The organism is Marinomonas sp. CT5 (assembly GCF_018336975.1).
Lineage (GTDB): Bacteria > Pseudomonadota > Gammaproteobacteria > Pseudomonadales > Marinomonadaceae > Marinomonas.
In genome coordinates this window covers 1,539,418-1,559,525 of record NZ_CP025572.1, presented here as the reverse complement: position 1 = coordinate 1,559,525, position 20,108 = coordinate 1,539,418, and the positions used below count along the sequence as shown (strand labels likewise).

At 43.4% G+C, this 20,108-nt stretch carries 15 protein-coding genes; 5 read left to right on the top strand and 10 right to left on the bottom strand.

What is annotated here, in order from left to right:
- Positions 1-121 precede the first annotated feature (121 nt).
- The 9 genes from C0J08_RS07305 to C0J08_RS07265 all read right to left on the bottom strand — a co-directional run bounded on the left by C0J08_RS07305 (position 122) and on the right by C0J08_RS07265 (position 10,518).
- Positions 122-1,054, bottom strand: a complete 933-nt coding sequence (locus C0J08_RS07305) for an FAD-binding protein (RefSeq protein WP_212655438.1) — start codon at positions 1,052-1,054, stop codon at positions 122-124.
- Positions 1,054-1,803 (bottom strand): electron transfer flavoprotein subunit beta/FixA family protein, encoded by a 750-nt coding sequence (locus C0J08_RS07300; protein ID WP_212655437.1) that lies wholly within the window; start codon positions 1,801-1,803, stop codon positions 1,054-1,056. Before C0J08_RS07300 ends, C0J08_RS07305 begins: the two co-directional genes overlap by 1 nt.
- 19 nt (positions 1,804-1,822) lie before the next feature.
- Positions 1,823-2,239: an acyl-CoA thioesterase gene (locus tag C0J08_RS07295; protein WP_212655436.1), complete on the bottom strand. Its 417-nt coding sequence runs from the start codon at positions 2,237-2,239 to the stop codon at positions 1,823-1,825.
- Between the two features lie 12 nt (positions 2,240-2,251).
- A complete protein-coding gene (locus C0J08_RS07290) occupies positions 2,252-4,105 on the bottom strand; it encodes a feruloyl-CoA synthase (RefSeq protein ID WP_212655435.1) in 1,854 nt (617 codons plus the stop codon).
- 115 nt (positions 4,106-4,220) lie between these two features.
- Positions 4,221-5,984 (bottom strand): acyl-CoA dehydrogenase family protein, encoded by a 1,764-nt coding sequence (locus C0J08_RS07285; protein ID WP_212655434.1) that lies wholly within the window; start codon positions 5,982-5,984, stop codon positions 4,221-4,223.
- Between the two features lie 13 nt (positions 5,985-5,997).
- A complete protein-coding gene (locus C0J08_RS07280) occupies positions 5,998-6,765 on the bottom strand; it encodes a 3-hydroxyacyl-CoA dehydrogenase (protein WP_212655433.1) in 768 nt (255 codons plus the stop codon).
- A 102-nt stretch (positions 6,766-6,867) separates the two neighbouring features.
- Positions 6,868-7,626 carry a crotonase/enoyl-CoA hydratase family protein gene (locus tag C0J08_RS07275; protein WP_212655432.1) on the bottom strand — a complete coding sequence of 253 codons (759 nt, stop codon included), beginning with the start codon at positions 7,624-7,626 and terminating at the stop codon, positions 6,868-6,870.
- A 90-nt stretch (positions 7,627-7,716) separates the two neighbouring features.
- On the bottom strand, positions 7,717-8,919 hold the full coding sequence (locus C0J08_RS07270) for a thiolase family protein (protein WP_212655431.1): 1,203 nt from the start codon (positions 8,917-8,919) through the stop codon (positions 7,717-7,719).
- 33 nt (positions 8,920-8,952) lie between these two features.
- Entirely contained in the window at positions 8,953-10,518 is a 1,566-nt protein-coding gene (locus C0J08_RS07265; protein ID WP_212655430.1) for an acyl CoA:acetate/3-ketoacid CoA transferase, read from the bottom strand.
- A gap of 338 nt (positions 10,519-10,856) precedes the next feature.
- On the opposite strand from C0J08_RS07265, the gene C0J08_RS07260 reads away from it, so the two are divergent.
- The 5 genes from C0J08_RS07260 to C0J08_RS07240 all read left to right on the top strand — a co-directional run bounded on the left by C0J08_RS07260 (position 10,857) and on the right by C0J08_RS07240 (position 15,679).
- Entirely contained in the window at positions 10,857-11,894 is a 1,038-nt protein-coding gene (locus C0J08_RS07260) for a TRAP transporter substrate-binding protein (protein WP_212655429.1), read from the top strand.
- Between the two features lie 321 nt (positions 11,895-12,215).
- A complete protein-coding gene (locus C0J08_RS07255; protein ID WP_212655428.1) occupies positions 12,216-13,250 on the top strand; it encodes a TRAP transporter substrate-binding protein in 1,035 nt (344 codons plus the stop codon).
- Between the two features lie 27 nt (positions 13,251-13,277).
- Complete coding sequence (locus tag C0J08_RS07250) at positions 13,278-13,781, top strand: TRAP transporter small permease (RefSeq protein ID WP_212655427.1); 504 nt, start codon at positions 13,278-13,280, stop codon at positions 13,779-13,781.
- Positions 13,774-15,093, top strand: coding sequence for a TRAP transporter large permease (locus C0J08_RS07245; protein ID WP_212655426.1), 1,320 nt, complete (start codon positions 13,774-13,776; stop codon positions 15,091-15,093). Before C0J08_RS07250 ends, C0J08_RS07245 begins: the two co-directional genes overlap by 8 nt.
- A 130-nt stretch (positions 15,094-15,223) precedes the next feature.
- On the top strand, positions 15,224-15,679 hold the full coding sequence (locus tag C0J08_RS07240) for a MarR family winged helix-turn-helix transcriptional regulator (RefSeq protein ID WP_212655425.1): 456 nt from the start codon (positions 15,224-15,226) through the stop codon (positions 15,677-15,679).
- A gap of 109 nt (positions 15,680-15,788) precedes the next feature.
- Here C0J08_RS07240 and C0J08_RS07235 read toward each other — a convergent pair whose 3' ends face one another.
- Positions 15,789-20,069: a CHASE domain-containing protein gene (locus tag C0J08_RS07235; RefSeq protein WP_212655424.1), complete on the bottom strand. Its 4,281-nt coding sequence runs from the start codon at positions 20,067-20,069 to the stop codon at positions 15,789-15,791.
- Between the last annotated feature and the right edge of the window lie 39 nt (positions 20,070-20,108).

Genomic DNA, 20,108 nt, shown 5'->3' with positions numbered 1-20,108 from the left:
TATTACTTCAGTATGGTTGAATAAAAAAACCGAGCCTAAGCTCGGTTAAAACACCAAATAGAGCACGAACTGTCCAGTTAGTTCATCAAACAGTTCTGCATAGTATACGAAGATAAATTCACTACACTTTATCGGTCATTTCAGGCAGTACATCAAAAAGATCGCCTACCAAACCATAGTCTGCCACTTGAAAAATAGGCGCATCTTCATCCTTATTCACCGCCACAATTACCTTAGAATCTTTCATGCCGGCCAAATGCTGAATTGCCCCAGAAATACCAAACGCCATATACAAATCCGGAGCGACGATTTTACCTGTCTGACCAACTTGCAAATCATTAGAGACAAAACCCGCATCCACCGCCGCACGAGATGCCCCTACTGCTGCACCTATTTTATCCGCCAAGGCTTCTACTAAGGCAAAGTTTTCTCCACTTCCTACACCGCGACCACCAGACACAATACGACTAGCGCTCGCTAGATCGGGTCTCGCTGATTCAGTAATATCATCTGACTGCCAACTAGACACAGCATTCTGAGCAATAAAATCAACCATTTCCACAGCACAAGCTTGATCATTCTGTTGGGTGCTTTTATCAAAAGAAGATGCTCGCACTGTCATAACTTTTTTCTCATCCAGCACAGTCACCGTGGCAATGGCATTACCCGCATAGATAGGACGCTTAAACTGATCGGCACTTAATACAGCACAAACATCAGACACCTGCCCCACATCCAATAATGCTGCCACTCTTGGCATATAATCTTTTGACTCAGAATTAGATGGCGCAACAATGTGGGAATAAGCGGTCGATAAATGTACAAGCAAATCGCCCATCGGCTCGGCCAAGGCGTATTCATAAACATCCGCATCGGCACACAGTACTTTAGTAATGCCAGACAAATGAGCCGCTGCTTCAGCGACCGCAGCGATATTTTTTCCCGCCACCAGCATGTGAATGTCACTACCAATAGCTTGAGCGGCCATCAATGTCGAGAAAGTTGAAGGCGAAAGTTTTTTTGAATTATGTTCTGCAATCACTAAAGTTGTCATTAGATCACCTTCGCTTCATCTTTTAGTTTACTGATCAACTCATCCACTGATGATACCTTAATGCCAGCGCTACGAGTGGCTGGTGACTCCACTTTATCTAGGCGACAATGGGATTTTAGCGTCACACCTAAATCCGCTAACGACAAAGTCTCCAGTGGCTTGCGCTTGGCTTTCATGATGTCGGGCAGCTTGGCATAACGCGGCTCATTAAGGCGTAAATCTGTCGTCACTATTGCAGGAAGTGACAGCGCAATGGTACGTAGACCGCCATCAATTTCACGAGTAACTAATGCTTTGTCGTCTTCAATAACAAGCTTAGAAGCAAAAGTGCCCTGAGGACGTTTAGTCAAAGCCGCTAGCATTTGCCCCATTTGATTATTATCTGAATCTATCGACTGCTTACCAAGAATGACCAAACCTGGTTGCTCTTTTTCAACCACAGCGGCAAAGGCTTTAGCCACATTTAACGGCTCTATTTCCCCTTCTGCTTCAACCAATATGGCACGGTCCGCCCCTAACGCCATCGCATTACGAAGCTGTTCTTGGCTTTGCGTAGCCCCCACACTCATGACGACAACTTCAGAAGCGACTCCCGCTTCTTTTAAACGAACGGCTTCTTCGACCGCAATTTCACAAAATGGATTCATCGCCATTTTTACATTGGTTAAATCCACATTACTTTGATCTGCTTTGACACGAACCTTGACGTTGTAATCAATGACTCGTTTCACTCCCACTAAAATTTTCATTCTGTCGATAACCTTCTTCTTATCCATGACTCAGCATTTTGGCTCGAATGTCATCCGGGATGGGTTTAGCTTTAAGAACCCCTTCGGCATTATGACAAGCCCAAACCCGCTTTTCGGTACATTCAACCGCTAAATCATCACCATTAAAAAGTTGGTGACGAATCCCAAAGCTGGCACGACCAACCTCAGTAATTTCACTTTTAATCACTACCTGATCGCCATATTTTGACGGTTTAAAAAATCGAGATCGAGTATCCACCATTGGAAAACCCACATCACCTAGCCCATCTCGTATATACCGCAAACTGAACCCCATCGCTTCAAACAAGCTACCCGTCGAAGCATCAAAAAAGGCAAAATACCGTGGATAGAACACAATATCGGCGGGGTCGCAGTCACCCCACTCAATTTGCAATTGACGCTCATTTGTAAACATAAAGCGCCCCTTTTAAAGACTAATAACAAGATCCGATAGTGGCTCTTGATACAGAAGCTCTATTTGGTCTTCACGATGAGCTTGCACCGCACGTTGGTTCAACGACCCCTTATCTGTCACCTCATGGGCATCAATACTGGGTGGTGTCGCCTGTAATAAAATACGCTGAACGACCGTTGAACTTCCGGTACTATTTTTTGAGAACTCAACCAACTTTTGTTTAAATGCTTCGCGAACTGCCGAATGAGCAATAATCTCTTCGTTTGTTTCAACTAGATCATGAGGAAGAATGGCCTGGCAATGTGCCCAATCAGGGAAAATCAACGCTGTGATATAACCACGGTTTGTGCCACATAGAACAACATCCTGCACAAATGGCGCAAACGCACTAATAAACTTCGCTCGCAGTGTACCCGCACTCACCCAAGTCCCACTGTCTAATTTAAAATCTTCTGATACTCGGCCATCAAAACGGAAACCACGTTGGGGCTCGTTTTCGTCTAGGTAGGCGAAGGCGTCACCTAAGCAATAATAACCTTCTTCATCAAAGGCCTTAGCGGTCAACTCCGGCTGGCGCCAGTAACCAGGCATAACGGTTTCGGCTTTTACTCGGGCTTCAAGCTTGCCTTCGTTTGGTACTAATTTAATAGACACACCAGGGGCAGGTACGCCAATTACTCCCGAAGTTGATTCTTCAACGGAAGCAAAGGTCGCGGATGGAGCCGTTTCGGTGCAACCAAGACCCGTCACCATAGGAATCTTCTTACCCGTATACTTAATGGCTAAGGCATCCAAATCGTCCCAAATATGCTGCGCCAATCCCGCCGCGGCAAAAAAGGTAAACTGCAAACGAGCAAAGAATTTTTCGGCCAACTCATTGTCTGCTTTTAGACTTTTTACTAAAAGTTCAAAACCTTTTGGCACATTGAAATAGACAGTTGGAGAGACCTCTGCCAAATTCTGCAACGTCTTAGCAAAAAGTTTTTCGGTTGGCTTACCATCATCTAGATACAAACTCCCTCCGTTGTACAAGGCGATACCGATGTTGTGGTTACCACCAAATGTATGGTTCCAAGGAAGCCAATCCACCATGATAGGCGGCTGATCTTTAAAGAATTGCATCACCTGATGAATCATCACTTGGTTAGCACAAATCATGCGTTGAGTATTAATAACGCCTTTTGGCATACCGGTTGTACCAGAAGTGAAAAGCACTTTGGCAATGGTATCGCCATTTACTTGTGCGTTCTTTTCATTCACGGCATCTGATTCAGGGAAATCCCAAAACGATTGAAATGACAGTGTCGGATTTTTGATTTTTTGCGGTGTAATATCGCCTTTTATCACCGCAACAGGGGTATCTAAATCTTTACAAACCGATTGGATCGCATTCTCATAAGGGGCAAGCTCATCTACCACAATCAGCCCAGGTGTCAAAATATCAAAGATATGCTGCAATTTACTGTAGTCAGTAGCAATCAAAGAATACGCAGGCGAAACAGGAGCATGAGCAATCCCTACATACATTCCTGCTAAAGCGAGCATCAAATGCTCTAAACTGTTGCCACACAAAAAGACAATAGGACGCTCAACCGACACTGGCTGAGTCAATAACCAAGAGGCAATCTTGCGTACTCGCGTTACGGCTTCTGCATAAGTAACTTTCTGCCATTCACCTTGTTCATCACGTTCTGCAACAAACATCTGATCAGGCGTTTTTGCCGCCCAATATTCAAGCTGATCCGTCCAGCAGCGTGCATAATCATCTAACGCCTTTTGACTATTAATGATTTGCACACCATCGGCTCGTTTTTCAACGTTTATTGGATGGGCAACGACCTTAATAGGATGAAATTCACCATTCATTTTTTTGCTCCCACAACCACTTTGGTTATTTTTATGCGGTTAGAGTTTAGGGAGTGGTTTGTAAACCACTGCCGAATTGTTATTGTTTTCTCGACTTCAGACCATTTGGTCTATTTCAAAATTCATACTCGCTGACACCCGCGCCAGCGTTTTCAACGACTTTTAGAGCCGCCAATGCAGAAGGCAAACGGTAAGCACCATAAAATGCTGCCAATGCGCGAATATTCTGCATATAAGCTTCATCTAAGTTCCCGTCTGCTTGCTGATAAGCCAACACATTTAATAGCTGCCATGAGCAACACAAAACACCCATTGCTTCTAAAAATGGCACTGATACAGCCTGTAAAGACGTGACATCTCGTTCACCATTAAGCATCTGAGAGCCCAACAAAGACATCACTTTTGTAATCACTTGCTGGGTGTCCTTTGCCATGGCTGAAAGAGCTTCATCCGCGTCAAACTTACCTAACAACTGAGAGATCTCAGCCAATAACTCAGTGAGCACGTGTCCTTTGTCACCCAATACTTTTCTAAACAGCAAGTCGCGGGCTTGAATGCCAGTTGTGCCTTCATAAATAGTAGTGACTCTGGCATCTCGCATAATTTGCGCCACGCCGGTTTCTTCAACGAAGCCCATCCCGCCAAACACTTGAACCACTTGACCCGCCATCACATTGGCTCGCTCTGTTGCAAACGCTTTAAAGATTGGCGTCAGCAAAGCAATTCTGTCTTTTTTCGCTTGGTTGTCTTGCGCCTCTCCATTTTCCGCTTCTGTCGCATCAATTTGAGCAGCAATCTGATAACCCAAAGCACGCAAAGCAAAACTTTCGGAGCGCATTTCTAACAACATACGCTTCACATCCGCGTGTTCAACAATGGCCACTTTTTCGCCTTGGGCATTTGTGCCCTGAGTTCGCTCTTGGGCATAGGACAATGCTTGTTGATAACCTAATTCAACAAGCGCGACACCTTGTAAACCGCAACTCAAACGCGCTTCGTTCATTAGCACGAACATCGCCATTAAGCCTTGATTCAGTTCGCCGACTAACTCCCCAATGCAAGCATCTTGATCGCCATAACTTATGGAGCAGGTCGGACTGCCATGAAGTCCCATTTTGTGCTCAATACCTGTACAACGAACATCATTAAACTCTCCAGATGTACCATCCTCGGCAACCCGAAACTTAGGCACAATAAACAACGAAATGCCACGACTTCCAGCCGGTGCATCAGGTGTTCTTGCCAACACTAAATGAGCGATATTGTCGGTAAGATCATGCTCACCATAGGTAATGAAAATCTTCTGACCTTTAATTTTATAAGTGCCGTCCGCTTGTGGCATCGCTTTAGTATTTAATGCACCAAGATCTGAACCCGCATTGGGTTCAGTCAACGCCATTGCCACGGTCCATTCACCACTGACAATCTTTGGCAAATAGCGGTTTTGAATCGATTCATTGGCAAAGTTCAACAAAATTTCTGAACCACCTTGCGCCAAAGCTTGAAACATCACAAAGGCCAAGTTTGCTGACAACCACATTTCATTAACCGGTTGCGCGATATACTTTGGCAGATCCTGTCCACCAAATGCTTCCGGCAAGGCCAAACCAATCCAACCGGATTCAGCAAATTGCTGATAGGCTGCCTGCCAACCCTCTGGCGTAATTACTTGGCCATTATCAAAGCGACAACCTTGAACATCGCCAACGGTATTCAATGGCGCGAGAACACCGGAAGCAAACTTAGCCGCCTCTTCCATCACCGCATTGGCGAGCTCAGGGTCAAAACCAGCTAAAGACTCATCAGCGTCTAGACCTTGTTGCTGGTAAGCTTGCGCCACCAGCAACTGCATGTCTTTGTAAGGAGCTTGATAGTTCATCATTAACTCCGAATTACTTCGCTGCCATACGAATCGCACCGTCAAGACGAATCACTTCGCCATTCAACATGCCATTCTCAATAATATGCTGCGCCAAAGAAGCGTATTCATCCGGCTCACCAAGGCGTGGCGGAAAAGGCACGGACTCTCCTAGCGACTTTTGCACTTCTTCTGGCAAAACATCCATCATAGGGGTTTTAAATAGGCCCGGAGCAATAGTCATTACTCGAATACCAAAACGCGCTAATTCACGGGCAATTGGCAAGGTCATAGCACACACACCGCCTTTAGAAGCCGCATAGCCAGCCTGACCAATTTGACCGTCAAATGCGGCAACTGAAGCCGTATTAATGATCACACCACGCTCTAAATTGGCTTCCGGCTCATTGTGCTGCATTTTGTCTGCCACCAGACGAATCATATTAAAAGTGCCGATTAAGTTAACCGATACAGCACGTTGGAAAGACGCTAAACGATGCGGACCTTCACGACCGACAATACGCTCTGCCCCCGGAATCCCTGCACAATTTACTAATCCGCTAATCGGCCCAAAAGCTTCTACCGCTTTATCAATCGCACTTTGCACCGACTCTTCGTTAACAATATCGGTCACGCCACCTTGTACTCGCTCACCAAGGTCCGCTTTAACACGCTTCAAACCCTCTTCATTCACATCGGCTAAGGTGACTTTCGCTCCCAAGCCATGAAGACGACGAGCCACCGCTTCACCAATACCAGAAGCCGAACCTGTAACTACAAAATGTTTGTCTTGAATTTGCATAACTCACCTTTAATTTGCTTTGTTATTTTTAGAGAGACCTTTGCACTGTGTAGCGAGCGAAGGTTTCTAGAGCAACTGCGCAGCATTTATAAAAGAAAATGCTTAGGATTTTTTACGATTCAAAAAAGCATCAATACGCGCTTTTACTTCTTCGCTGGTTTGCGTAATACCACAAATCAGTGACTCAGCGTACAAACCCTCTTGCGATGACATATTACTAATACGGCTCAAACCAGTGGTCATGGCCCAATTTGAATATTTAGAGTTCTTGGCAATGCCTTGTGCAATTTCAAAGGCTTTTGCCAAAGCTTCGCCATTGCCAACAACATAATGAGCCAAACCAATACGCAGGCCTTCTTCTGCTCTGACATCACGGCCGGTTAACATCATTTCGGTCATACGACTGGCACCAATCACATTCGCCACGTTGACAGATGCGCCGCCACCTACAAAGATGCCGTGTTTGCCTTCAGGCAAACGATAAAAAGTATTTTCTTCCGTGACTCGTACATGCGCACAAATCCCCAACTCCAAACCACCGCCAATGACCGCGCCATGCATAGCGGCAACCACAGGAATGCCCGATTCACGAATATGACCAAACACGCGATGCCACATTTGTGAATGCTTTACGACTTCGAAGGGTTCACGAGCTTTATGCTCTTGCAAATCCAAGCCAGAACAAAACTCAGGGCCGTTACCAGACAGCACAATCACATTGACATCATTGGTCAAATTCAAAAAAACATGTTCAATCTCAAGGCACAAATTGTCATTGATGGCATTTTTCTTCTCTGGGCGATTCAGCTGCAAATGCGCCACGCCATTTTCTACAGAGTAATTAATAAATTGATACGTCATATTGGGTTACCTTTAAAATTTTATTGAGCCTTTGCACCATATGATGTGCAAATGAGCGACCGTATAATCGAGTACAGTAGTCGTGCCTGTTTAGCGATCTGAAACCTTGATCACCACCGCCATACCGGTATCCCCAGCGGCACACCCTGTAAACAAACCATAGCCACCACCAATCAGTGTTAACTCTTCAATCAGCTCAATAATGGCGCGCATTCCTGTTGGACCTTGAGGATGCCCCCAAATCAAGGAACAACCGTAGTTGTTCATGGTCATCACATCGATTCCCATCGCTTTAGCAAAGGCCACATCATTCACCGCAAATGGGTTATGGGTTTTGATTGCTTTCACTTGTTGGATATCAACTTCAGCTACCGCAAGAGCGCGTTTTGCCGCTTCAATTGGCGCGGCTGGCATAAAGGCCAAATCGTCTCGGGCTTGCCCAAAACCTAACACTTCAATTTTTATTTCTGGACGTGTGGTAAGAGAAGCCACATCCTCAGATCGGCAAAGAATCGCAGAAGCGTTACCATCAGCGGGGTGAGTTTGATTACCGAACGTAATCACGCCACCTTCCTGAATCGGTTTCAGTTTTTGCAAACCTTCTAACGTCGTTGGAAACACGCCTTCATCCCCTGTGACCACGGTTTCTTCTTTTTTGAAGTTGGCCGTTGGCACCGACAAAGGCAATGTCATGTAGCGTTTTTGAAAAGCTTGATCGTCTTTTAATGCATCTTGATATTGCTCGTAACGACGGTAAGTAACTTCGTCTAATTCTTCTCGCGTAATATCAAAACGCTTGGCGACATTTTCGCCAGTTTGCATCATGGAATGGCCACCTACACAATCGTTCATCATGTTGTAGGTAACCTGATCTTCCGACGCACCCGCTGGTCCTTTGGCATTTGGGTAATACATATGCGGACCATTCGAGCAACGATCAGCCGTCATCAAAAGAGAAACATTGGCCATACCGCAGACAATTTCTGATGCTGCTGCAAACAGACCACGAGCACTGGTAGCACACACTTGGTTCACTGCATGCCCCGCTGTATTCACCGCACCAATCTCATACAAAGGCCATGGTGCACCGTTGAAAGATTGATATTGGTTTACCGTCATCCCCAGCACACCAGAATCAAACACCTTGGGATCGATATTACGCTTTGCCAACTCGGCTTTAGCCACATGAGCGGCAAACTTCATTGAATGCAAATGCTGCAATGAACCTTGCCATTTGGTAAACGGTGTACTCCAGTAAGCACCGTAAGGAATTTCTACATTCTTGATAGACATAATATTTACTCTTTATTCTTGTTGTTATTTTGACTATGGATTTGACGTTGCCATGATGTCGCCCAAACCACCCCACTGCTCAGCAAAAATGGCAGCAGGCATGTCTTTAAGGTCATCCGCAATAATTGGGCGGAAAGCCATCATGCTAAGCACGTCTTTTTCCAAATCCAATCCAGGGGCAATTTCCGTGAGTACCATACCTTCCTGACGTAGCTCTAATACACAACGCTCGGTCACAAACACCACGGGTTGATGGTTTTGACGGGCAACCACACCACTAAATGTAATGTGATCAACGGCTTCGACAAACTTCTGCACCTTGCCTTCTTCCAGTACTTTCATCTTGCCATTCTCAAAGCCAAGCTTAGCGCCATTGACCAAGGTACCGCAGAACACGACTTTTTTAGCGCTCTGGGAAATGTTGATAAAACCACCTGGCCCAACCACTTTCGGGCCAAACTTACTGACGTTTAAGTTGCCTTCTTTATCCGCTTGCGCCAGTCCCAAGAAAGCGATATCTAAACCACCGCCATCATAAAAATCGAACTGAGCTTCGTGTTCAATAATGGCATCCGCATTCCAAGCTGCACCAAAATCTCCACCAGAAGCAGGAATACCACCATAGGTACCTAGCTCTGTCGTTAGGGTAAATAAATGAGAAACCTTTTCTTCTGCGGCAATTGCGGCCACACCATCTGGCATACCAATACCAAGGTTGACCATGACATTGGCTTTTAACTCCATAGCGGCACGACGAGCAATCACCTTGCGGTCACTAAACGGCATAGGGGGTAGCGCATTTAATGGCACACGAGAGTTACCCGCTAATCCTGGGTTATAGGTTGTTGTAATGGTTTGTTTGTGGTCTTCGGCTGGAGCAACCGTAACGTAATCCACTAATACACCCGGCACTTTGACTTCTTTAGGGTGAATGGAGTGACGCTCAGCAATATATTTCACCTGCGCAATGACAATTCCGCCACTGTTTTTAGCCGCTTGCGCCATAGGCAATATTTCCGCCAACATCGCTTCTTCTTCTACGGATAAGTTACCGTCTTCATCGGCTGTCGTGGCACGAATTACTACAACATCTAGGGGAAACGTTTTATAAAGTAGCCATTCTTCCTCTTCAATTTCGATGCGTTTGACTAAATCTTCTGTGGTTAATGAGGTGACTTTGCCGCCACTAATTAAAGGATCTACGTAAGTTCCCATGCCGACTTTGGTAATAACACCCGGTTTGTTACCAGCAATCTGACGCCACATGGTAGTCAGTACGCCTTGAGGTAAAAGGTAGGCTTCAATGGCATTGTCTGTGATCATTTGCGCCATTTTCGGTGCTTGACCAGTATGACCTGAAATTAAACGCTTAACTAAATTCGGATGCGCCATGTGCGACATACCTGCGTCTTTACCATCGCCACAGCCGCAATCATGGATAAGCGTTAATTGTTGTGGGTGCCCCGTTTCCGTAAAACGTTGCTCAACAGATTTTGCGACCGCCTCGGCAAAATAAGACATACCGACTGTGGACCAAGCAACATTGGCACCATCAGGGATCAAATTAGCGGCCTGCGCTAGGGAAATAACCTTACTCATTTTTTACCCTCACATCTCTTTTATAGTTGTTTAATTGGCTGGGGTTTTATTATGTTGTACACCACAACTATTTTTTTCACAAACATTTTTTAATAACGTTGCTTTTTTTGAATACCCTAATCAAAAAATCTATTAATTCAATTATTGAAAAGCACAACAATTTGTGTCACAACTTAATTGTTCTACATGATGAATGATAAAAAGGCGTTGAAAAATGTAGGTAAGACGTAAGAAATTGCCCAAAAGGCCTTTTTTACACCTTCGTTTATAAGGAACATGGAAAACTAGAGCAATACAGCAAAAAACATCATTAAAAATAAAAACACCAAGGTGATTAAATGAATAATTTAAAATTGCAAGGCTTGGCTTTAATGCTAGGTTCCATGGTATCTATCAGTGCTTTAGCGGCTGATCCTGAATACACTCTAAAGCTTCATCATATGCTTCCACCTGCCTCCAATGCCCATAGTAATTTTTTAGAGCCTTGGGCTAAAAAGGTGGAAGAAGAATCCAATGGTCGTATCCATATCGATATTTACCCAGCCATGCAATTAGGAGGGAAGCCAGCTCAGCTTTTCGACCAAGTGCGCAAAGGTATTGTCGATATGTCATGGACAGTTGCTGGTTATACTCCCGGCCGTTTCCCTAAAATGACCTCTTTTGAATTACCATTTGTCCCTGGCACAGCCAAAGCAACCAGTATGGCATTGCAAGAATACGCTGAGACAGAGATGCAAGATGAGCTAAAAGATGTTCACCTACTTGCCGTTCATACTCACACTCCTGGCTCCCTTCATTCTCGTGACAAAAGAATTCAAAAATTGGAAGACATAAAAGGATTAAAAGTACGCGCGCCAAATAAAGCCATGTCGCAAGCTTTTGATCTTGTCGGTGCAAACACAGTATTTTTGCCCGTTACTGAAATGCCAAGTTCTCTCTCCAAAGGGGTTATAGACGTTGCCGTATTACCCTATGAGGTGGTTCTACCCATGAAAATTCACGAACTGGTTAGCCATCACACGGAATTCAAAGGCACAGGCTTATATACCAATACCTTTATTTTTTCCATGAACAAGAAAGTCTATGACAGCATGCCTGCCGACTTACAAAAAGTGATCGATAATAATTCGGGAATCACACTCGCTGGACACATTGGCGAGCTTTTTGATACCTATGAAGTGTTTGCTCGCAAATTTGCTGTAGACCGTGGCAATACGTTTGATTATATCGAGGGAGCAGAACATCAACGCTGGGAGAAAGCCATGTCACCAATCGCAGAAGAGTGGGTTGAAGACATGAATGATGATGGCTATGACGGCCAAAGATTGCTTGATAAAACCAAGTTATTGATCAAAAAGTATCAAGACAAACAATAGAGTTAAGGAAATTATTTAACTCTCAGGTTAGAAGTGAGTTCTTAAAACTCACTTCTAATTCTTAGGAAGTTTTGCCTTATTTGAATAGCTAGACTTTTGTATTTTATAGCAATATAACTTTATCAATACTAAAGCGTCTTGCTTTTTTTGAATGGTTAACGCAGAAATTCTATTTTGGCATTTGAAGCAAACACTCCATACTTCTTACACAAACAGGACGAAACACTTACAACCCTAAAAATAAGCCCGTAAAAGCAAACTTAGCAACGAATCAAAATAAAACCAGATATTCAATAACAAAAACAAATAAGGTGATCAATCATGAGTAAATTTAACTTACGCCGCGTAATGCTCTTAGCTTGCTCGGTCATGTCTATTGGTGCAACAGCCGCTCCCGAATACACATTTAAGCTCCATCATATGCTTCCGCCAGTGTCTAACGCACACACTAACTTTTTACAGCCTTGGGCAGATAAAGTAGAAGAAGAGTCTAATGGGCGTATCCATATTGATATCTACCCAGCAATGCAGTTGGGTGGTAAACCACCACAGCTATTCGACCAAACACGTAAAGGGGTTGTTGATATTACTTGGACGGTAGGCGGATATACGCCAGGACGTTTCCCTAAAGCCACAGTATTTGAATTACCTTTTATGCCACTTAATGCTCGTATCACGAGTATGGCATTACAAGAATATGCCGAAAAAGAAATGCAAGATGAACTAAAAGATGTTCATTTACTTGCTATGCACACACACTTCCCTGGTTCATTACATTCACGTGATAAAGACATCAAATCGCTAGAAGACCTTGAGGACTTAAAAGTACGCGCGCCAAATAAAATGATGGCTGATGCTTTTGGTATTTTAGGTGCAAATACCGTTTTCATGCCGGTTCCTAGTATGCCAAGTGCGCTATCAAAAGGCGTTATCGATGTGGCTGCACTACCGTTTGAAGTGGTTAAACCATTAAAAATTGATGAATTAGCGCCACACCATACTGAGTTCAAAGGCGATCGAGGTCTTTATACTCAATTCTTCATTTTTGCTATGAATAACGATTCTTACGCAAAACTTCCTGCAGACCTTAAAGCCGTAATCGATCGCAACTCTGGTGTTCACTTAGCAGGCTTTATCGGTGATGCATTCGATGCTTATGAAGTGGGTGCTCGTGGTGATGCGGTAAAACGCGGCAATACTTTTAGTACAATCGAAGGTGCTGAATACGATCGCTGGAAAACAAAACTTGCCCCTGTTACTGAGCAATGGCTCAAAGAAATGAATGATGATGGTTATGATGGACAACGTCTACTAGACGAAGCCAAAGAACTAATCAAAAAGTACGAAGACTTTTAAGACACACCGTACGTAGGATGATTTAACATGATACGTTTTACTACCGACTTACAGCGCTCTTTCCTAGGGCGCATCTCGGACATATTTGCACTGACAGGTGGGTTTATCATGTTAGTGGTTGCGGCGGTCACCGTCGCAAGCATCATTGGTCGAACCACAATAGGACAGTCAATTGAAGGCGATTACGAGATTACAGAGATGGGGCTTGCTATGGCGATATTTCTGTTTTTACCAACTTGCTATATTCGCAAAGGCCATGTGATTGTCGACCTATTCACTGCAAACTGCAAACCGAAAACCTTACGAACCTTAGAGGTCATCAGTGACCTTGTATTTACCTTTATTTCTTTTGTTTTTGCCTACCGCATGACACTCAGCGGTTTTGAAGCCAAAGAATATTTAGAGCAAAGTATGTTACTTGAACTCCCCACTTGGTGGACTTTTATTGTTGGTGTCATCGCGATGACGCTTTGTGGTCTGTGCGGCCTGTATCGCTTGTCCGCAACATTTTGTGGAGGTGATCATGAGTAATATTGAACTGGCCTTTTTAATGATGGCTGTACTGCTAGTGTTAATGAGTATTCGCATTCCAATCGCATTATCCATGCTGGTGTGTGGTGCTTTTGGTTATGCCATGATTGGGGGCTTCCCCGCGCTTTTGGAATACCTTGGAACCGCTCCTGTTTCAAAGTTTTCCAGTTATGATCTATCTGTAGTACCACTCTTCTTACTAATGGGAGAACTGGCAACACGCTCAGGAATTACCGCAGAGCTCTTTAAAACCTGTAATACTTGGATAGGCCGCCAGCGCGGTGGTATCGCTATGGCCGCCATCGCAGGTTGTGCAGCATTTGGCGCTATTTGCGGATCTTCTCTAGCAACCGCCTCCACCATGGGGAAAGTAGCGTTACCCGAAATGAAACGCCTCAAATACTCAGGCAGTCTTGCTGCTGGAGCGTTAGCAGCTGGGGGAACACTAGGTATTTTGATTCCACCTTCAATGGTGCTAATCATTTTCGCTGTACTCACAGAGCAAAACATTTCTAAAATGTTTATCGCTGCATTTGTACCCGGATTCCTAGCGGCTGGCGGCTACATTCTAGCGATTGCTATTTATGTTCGCTTATACCCTGAAGCAGGCCCACGAGGTGAAAAAACAACCTTTGCCCAAAAAATAAAATCTACTAAGGATGTTTGGCACATTACTGGAATTTTCCTAATCGTGCTGGGTGGTATTTATTTAGGCGTTTTCACCCCTACAGAAGCCGCATCAGTTGGCGTTATTTTAACCGCTTTATTGGCTTTTACTCATGGTAAGATGCGCTTTGATGGCTTGTTAATCTGCTTGATGAAGACGGCGGTATCTTCTGCGATGATCTTCTTTATCGTCTTGGGTGCTGACCTATTTAGTGTCTTTATTGCACTTTCTAGATTACCAGATTTGGGCGTTGAACTAATTCAAAGCTCTGGTTTGTCTGCTTATACTATTTTAGTTTTGATGCTTTTAACCTACTTAGTCATGGGCTGTTTTTTAGATAGCTTAGCCATGATTCTGCTAACCATACCGATCTATTTCCCTATGGTAATGGCAATGGATTTTGGCATTCCACCGACAGATTTAGGTATCTGGTTTGGCATTCTTGCACTGATTGTAGTAGAGGTTGGACTAATAACCCCGCCGGTAGGAATGAACGTTTTCATCATTAAATCATTTGATGACAGCCTAAGACTCAAAGAGTGTTTTAAAGGCGTCATTCCATTCCTGATTTCTGACTTTGTCAGGGTCGCACTTCTGATTCTCTTCCCGAGTATTACTCTTGGGCTAGTGCACTTAATAGGCTAGTACCAATCAACAATAGCTGGAGATATCTCCAGCTATTGTTGGTTTGAGAGCATCCTCAACAGTTTAGTATTACACCAAATGCGTATTTTTATATTACAATGCGGATTTACCTGAATAAAAAGAGACTGACATGGCAGACGATACAAAAAAAACAGACCAACCAATAGACTTTGGTATATTAAATAGCCTAGTTGGTTATCGACTACGTCGCGCCCAAATGAACTTTTTCAGTAAATTTTCTGAAGTCTGTTCTGACCTTGGCATTAGTCCAGGCTTATTTGCCATCATTGCTATTGTTGAAAGAAACCCTGGGCTCACACAAACCGCTGTCGCTCAGGCTCTTGGTAATGATAGATCAGCGATGGTTTCTGCGGTTGATAAATTAGAGCAAATGGACATTATTGAACGTAGACCAGCTAAAAATGATCGCCGTTCTTATGCTTTATTTATGACCAAAAAAGGCGAGCAGTTTTTCATCACCATCACTGATAGAGTCATGGAACACGAACAAACAATGGCGGCACGTTTAGAAGGCGAAAATGAATTAAACTGGCTACTGAAAACACTCGATACCTTATCTAAATAATCAGTACAAGAGCGGCCGTTCATGTGATCGACCGCTTTTGCATCCTTACTTCCCCTCCCCCAAAATCCTTTAACTTCATTAAGAGACTAGAACCTCATGCTTTGACACGTCATTCATGGGATTGAATTTTAGCAAAAATAGTAGCCAACTCTTCCTCTAGTTCAAGATGCAATTGAGCGGTATTAATAGAGGATAAACAGGCGTCGATCTCAGAACTATCCTCAGATGTCTTCAATACCTTTTCATAAGCAAACAACCGATTAGAAAGTTTTAATAAGCCCATGGTCAATGACGCACCTTTTAGAGTATGAAGGCTCTCCCGTGTTTTGACCTCGTTTTTCTCTTCAATACCCGACTTGATGTCACTTAACAATTCATTCGCTTCATGCGTAAACCCTTCAACAACACTTTTATACAACTCAACACTACCACCGAATCGTCCCAAAATAGACTCAATCTCTTCGTATTCCTCTGGCTCTGTAGATTCGGTTTTAGCTTCTTCCGGTAAAAAGTTTTTCTCTTTTTCACTTTCCATAACTAAGTCATGTTTCTGGGTATACTTGAGGATACAAACTATCATCTGATCTATATCTAAAGGTTTACCAATATGATCATTCATACCAGCGTCTAAACAGGCCTGACGGTCCACCTCAGATACATTAGCCGTCATCGCAATAATAGGAAGTGAGTCAAATCTCGACTCCTTACGAATCTCTTTAGTCGCTTCTAGGCCATCCATTCCCGGCATCTGCATATCCATTAAAACCAGATCAAAACCTCCTTCATCATGATTTAATATTGTTGCAACACCTTCTACCCCATCTTCAGCAACAAAAACCTCAGCCCCTTCGGCAATAAGTAGCTCTGTTGCGACCTGTCGGTTAAAAACATTATCTTCAACCAAGAGAAGTTTTACGCCAGTTAAACTTCCTCTCTCATTCTTATGACTAGATTGAGAATTACCCAAAGCACCCTCAGCGCCTAAAAAAGATCGATAAACAGACTCAGAGAGTTTTCTCAATGTTATCGGCTTCAATAAGTAACCAGAGATTGATTCAAGCTCATCACCATCACCGAATTGATTATTTAGCATGTTAGACAGCATGATTATTTTCGGCTCTGATTTATACGAACCGACCTGGTTACGAATCTCTTCAATGCTTTGCTGCCCCATAAAGTCCGTTGTTTTTGTGTCCAACAAGATAACATCATAAAAAACACCTTGTTCAGCAGCCTGTTGAATCGATTCTACCGCTTGCTCAAGAGATTCGACTTTTTCACAATACCAGCCTTGAGCTTCTGCCATACGAGCCAAAATAGCTTGTGTTACCGCGTTGCTATCGACAATGAGAATACGCAGTGCTTCTCTTGATAATGGATTCGCTGTTTTTTCAACCGAGCTATCTGCAATAGGCAAATCAACCGTAAAATAAAAGCGACTCCCTTCCCCCAAGACACTGTCAACATGCAGCTCTCCTCCCATCAACTCAACAAATCGGCGGCAAATAACCAGACCTAAGCCTGATCCGCCAAAGCGTCTGGCAGTAGAAGATTCTGCTTGAGAAAACACATCAAAAATAGAGTTTATTTGATCTTGTGCTATACCTATGCCGGTATCATTCACAGAAACGCTTAAACGCGACATTCCAGATTCAATGGCAAGAGAATGAATCTTCAATACCACGCTACCTTCTAAAGTAAATTTCACTGCGTTGCTGACTAAGTTGATGAGTATTTGTAACAGGCGCAATTTATCGCCAACAAGGTAAGCAGGAATCTTCTCATCAATATCAAAAATGAGCTCAACATTTTTCTCTATGGAGCTACCAGACAAGACAGTAGACAGTTCGCAGAGCAACTCTTCGACTTCAAAAGGTGCTTTTTCTAACTCCAACTTACCGGCATCGACTTTAGAAAAATCCAATATATCATTAATTAAACTCAATAAAGATTTGGCCGAAATTTGTGCCTTTGAAATGTAATCATTTTGTTGATGGTTCAAATTCGTCCGTTTGACCAAATGCAACATACCAAGGATTGCATTCATTGGCGTACGAATTTCATGACTCATATTGGCAAGAAAATTTGATTTTGCCGCACTAGCTGCGTCAGCTTCGTCTTTCGCCTTTCTAAGCCAACTTTCCAGCTCATGCTCTTGGGTAATATCTCGGTTTATCCCCGTCATCTTCGTCATTTTGCCTGATGGACCTTTATGAAGAGAGCCACTGGCGACAATGTAACGAATACTGTTATCAGGCAAAATAATTCTAAATGTAAAATTAAAATCACTACTACTATCAACGGCCTCTTTTAGAGACTTCTCAACCATAGTTCTATCATCAGGGTGTACTCGGCTGAACCAGTCCATGTATTCAACATCGTTTTTCACAGGAAGATGATAGATCTCAAACATTAAATCACTCCACTCAAGAGTGTTGTCTTCAATATTCCAACTCCAAATCCCCAATTTCGCCACTTCAGCGGCTAGTAATAGTTGGTCTCTAGTATAAATTAGCTCACGCTGGCTTCTCTTCTGTTCAGAAATATCCATAGCAATACCCAGAAAGCCAACGACCTCATCCTTACTGTCTTTCATTGGAGTAATAACTAAAGAAACAGGGCGAGTATTGCCTTGCTTATTAATATAAGTCCACTCTTGAGGGTCGTAATTACCACGTAGCGCGTTATAAATTAATACATCCAAATCACCTATAACATGCGTCCCAGTTGCTTCTCGAATATCATCGCGTTGTTGCTCAATTTCAGACTCTATGTGAAACCCTACCGGGGTGATCTTTCCAACCACTTCATCGGCGCTATGACCCAACATACGTTCTGCGCCCGTATTAAAGAGTTTAATAATGCCTTGAGTGTCGGTTGCAATGATAGACACCTCTGATGATGCACTTAACACCTCATTCAGTAATAAATTAAGCTCCTGTAATTCAGCCGTTCTCTCTTTTACTTGGAACTCAAGATTTGCATTTAATTCTCTAATTTTCTCTTCTGCTTTTTTACGTTCAGAAATATCTCGCACACTGATAGAAACACCAATAACATCATTTACAACATCCAAAATGGGTGACAAAGTCAAAGCAACTGGCACTTCTCCACCAAATTTCGTTTTCCTACGTGTCTCAATAGAACGTGCTTGTTTTTGTTTTTTGACATCGAAAGAAATATCAATGGCTTCTTTCTGTAGATCCTCCGGAACAAGTAAAGTGGTTATAGACTGTCCTATCGCATCGTCCTGTGTAAAACCAAAAATACTTTCTGCGCCTTTGTTCCAACTAAGAATGATTCCATCTAGATTCTTACTAAGAATGCCATCTGCCGAGTTTTCTACGAGTGCAGTAATTCTAGCTTGATATTCAACGACTTCCCGACGACGTGCCATATTGACTCGAATAGCCGCCACTATAGCCGCTACGAGAAAACTAATTAGTAAGCCAAATACTAGAAAAATGAGTGGATTAGGGAGGTGTAAATCACGAATAAAGGTAGGAGAAACAGATAAAGAAGCTCGCCAGTTTCGACCATACACGACAGATGTTTCTATTTGCTCATAGGCACTACCTTCATGAGTACCTGCAGTATAAAAAAGTACCGGATCATCTAAATCTGTCACATCATATAACTCATAATATAACTTTTCAGGGTCATAGTTTAAGCCAGACAAAACCTCTTCCATTATCAATGGCGCATAGCTCCATCCAAACCCTTTTTCAACTCTCTCTTCAAGCGTTGACGGGGTGCTTCCTCCGCGATAAATAGGCATAAGAATTAAAAAAGATTGCTGGGGCTTACCTGTCGCCTGCACCAGAGTAATCGGGCCAGTCAAACGAACCTCACCGGTAAAAAAAGAAGAGGCGGCCGCTTCACGACGATTGCGCTCCGAGGCAATATCCAGCCCCACAGCCTGACGATTTCGTTCTACAGGCTCAATATATTGAATAACATAATGTTCGTTAAAGTTTGGGTTGAGCATTTTTATAGAGAAGCCAGGCCAACCATCTTGGCGTGCCATTGCCGTAAAAGACTCTTCTTCAGCAGGAAGTACGCGACGGATAAAGCCAAAACCACGAGCCCCAGGAAACTCACCATCCACATCACGCGTTAAACTGTACTGTAAAAAGATATCTCGCGTTATGCCATTTTCACCAGCCGTAAGAACAACACCGCGAGCACCTCGAAGCCCATATTGATAAAGCTGAATTCTAGAAGCCACCTCTTGCTTTAATTTACGAGACGCTTCAGAAGCCGCTTGGTTAATCCTGACTTCATTAAAGTCCTGTACTTTGTAAGTAACAATGCAAGTAACCAATACTCCCGTTAGTAAAGTAAGCATCACCCAACGGTTGTATATAGCACTAGATGAAAGCCGATTCACATGTGCCTCCAAGCGAAAAACGGATTCAGCATAAACGCC

Bases quoted from the DNA above. Each gene is read 5' to 3' on its own strand.
- C0J08_RS07305 (WP_212655438.1), bottom strand. From the start codon at position 1,054: ATGACAACTTTAGTGATTGCAGAACATAATTCAAAAAAACTTTCGCCT.
- C0J08_RS07300 (WP_212655437.1), bottom strand. From the start codon at position 1,803: ATGAAAATTTTAGTGGGAGTGAAACGAGTCATTGATTACAACGTCAAG.
- C0J08_RS07280 (WP_212655433.1), bottom strand. From the start codon at position 6,765: ATGCAAATTCAAGACAAACATTTTGTAGTTACAGGTTCGGCTTCTGGT.
- C0J08_RS07260 (WP_212655429.1), top strand. From the start codon at position 10,857: ATGAATAATTTAAAATTGCAAGGCTTGGCTTTAATGCTAGGTTCCATG.
- C0J08_RS07265 (WP_212655430.1), bottom strand. From the start codon at position 10,518: ATGAGTAAGGTTATTTCCCTAGCGCAGGCCGCTAATTTGATCCCTGAT.
- C0J08_RS07250 (WP_212655427.1), top strand. From the start codon at position 13,278: ATGATACGTTTTACTACCGACTTACAGCGCTCTTTCCTAGGGCGCATC.
- C0J08_RS07255 (WP_212655428.1), top strand. From the start codon at position 12,216: ATGAGTAAATTTAACTTACGCCGCGTAATGCTCTTAGCTTGCTCGGTC.
- C0J08_RS07275 (WP_212655432.1), bottom strand. From the start codon at position 7,626: ATGACGTATCAATTTATTAATTACTCTGTAGAAAATGGCGTGGCGCAT.
- C0J08_RS07240 (WP_212655425.1), top strand. From the start codon at position 15,224: ATGGCAGACGATACAAAAAAAACAGACCAACCAATAGACTTTGGTATA.
- C0J08_RS07285 (WP_212655434.1), bottom strand. From the start codon at position 5,984: ATGAACTATCAAGCTCCTTACAAAGACATGCAGTTGCTGGTGGCGCAA.
- C0J08_RS07295 (WP_212655436.1), bottom strand. From the start codon at position 2,239: ATGTTTACAAATGAGCGTCAATTGCAAATTGAGTGGGGTGACTGCGAC.
- C0J08_RS07245 (WP_212655426.1), top strand. From the start codon at position 13,774: ATGAGTAATATTGAACTGGCCTTTTTAATGATGGCTGTACTGCTAGTG.
- C0J08_RS07270 (WP_212655431.1), bottom strand. From the start codon at position 8,919: ATGTCTATCAAGAATGTAGAAATTCCTTACGGTGCTTACTGGAGTACA.
- C0J08_RS07290 (WP_212655435.1), bottom strand. From the start codon at position 4,105: ATGAATGGTGAATTTCATCCTATTAAGGTCGTTGCCCATCCAATAAAC.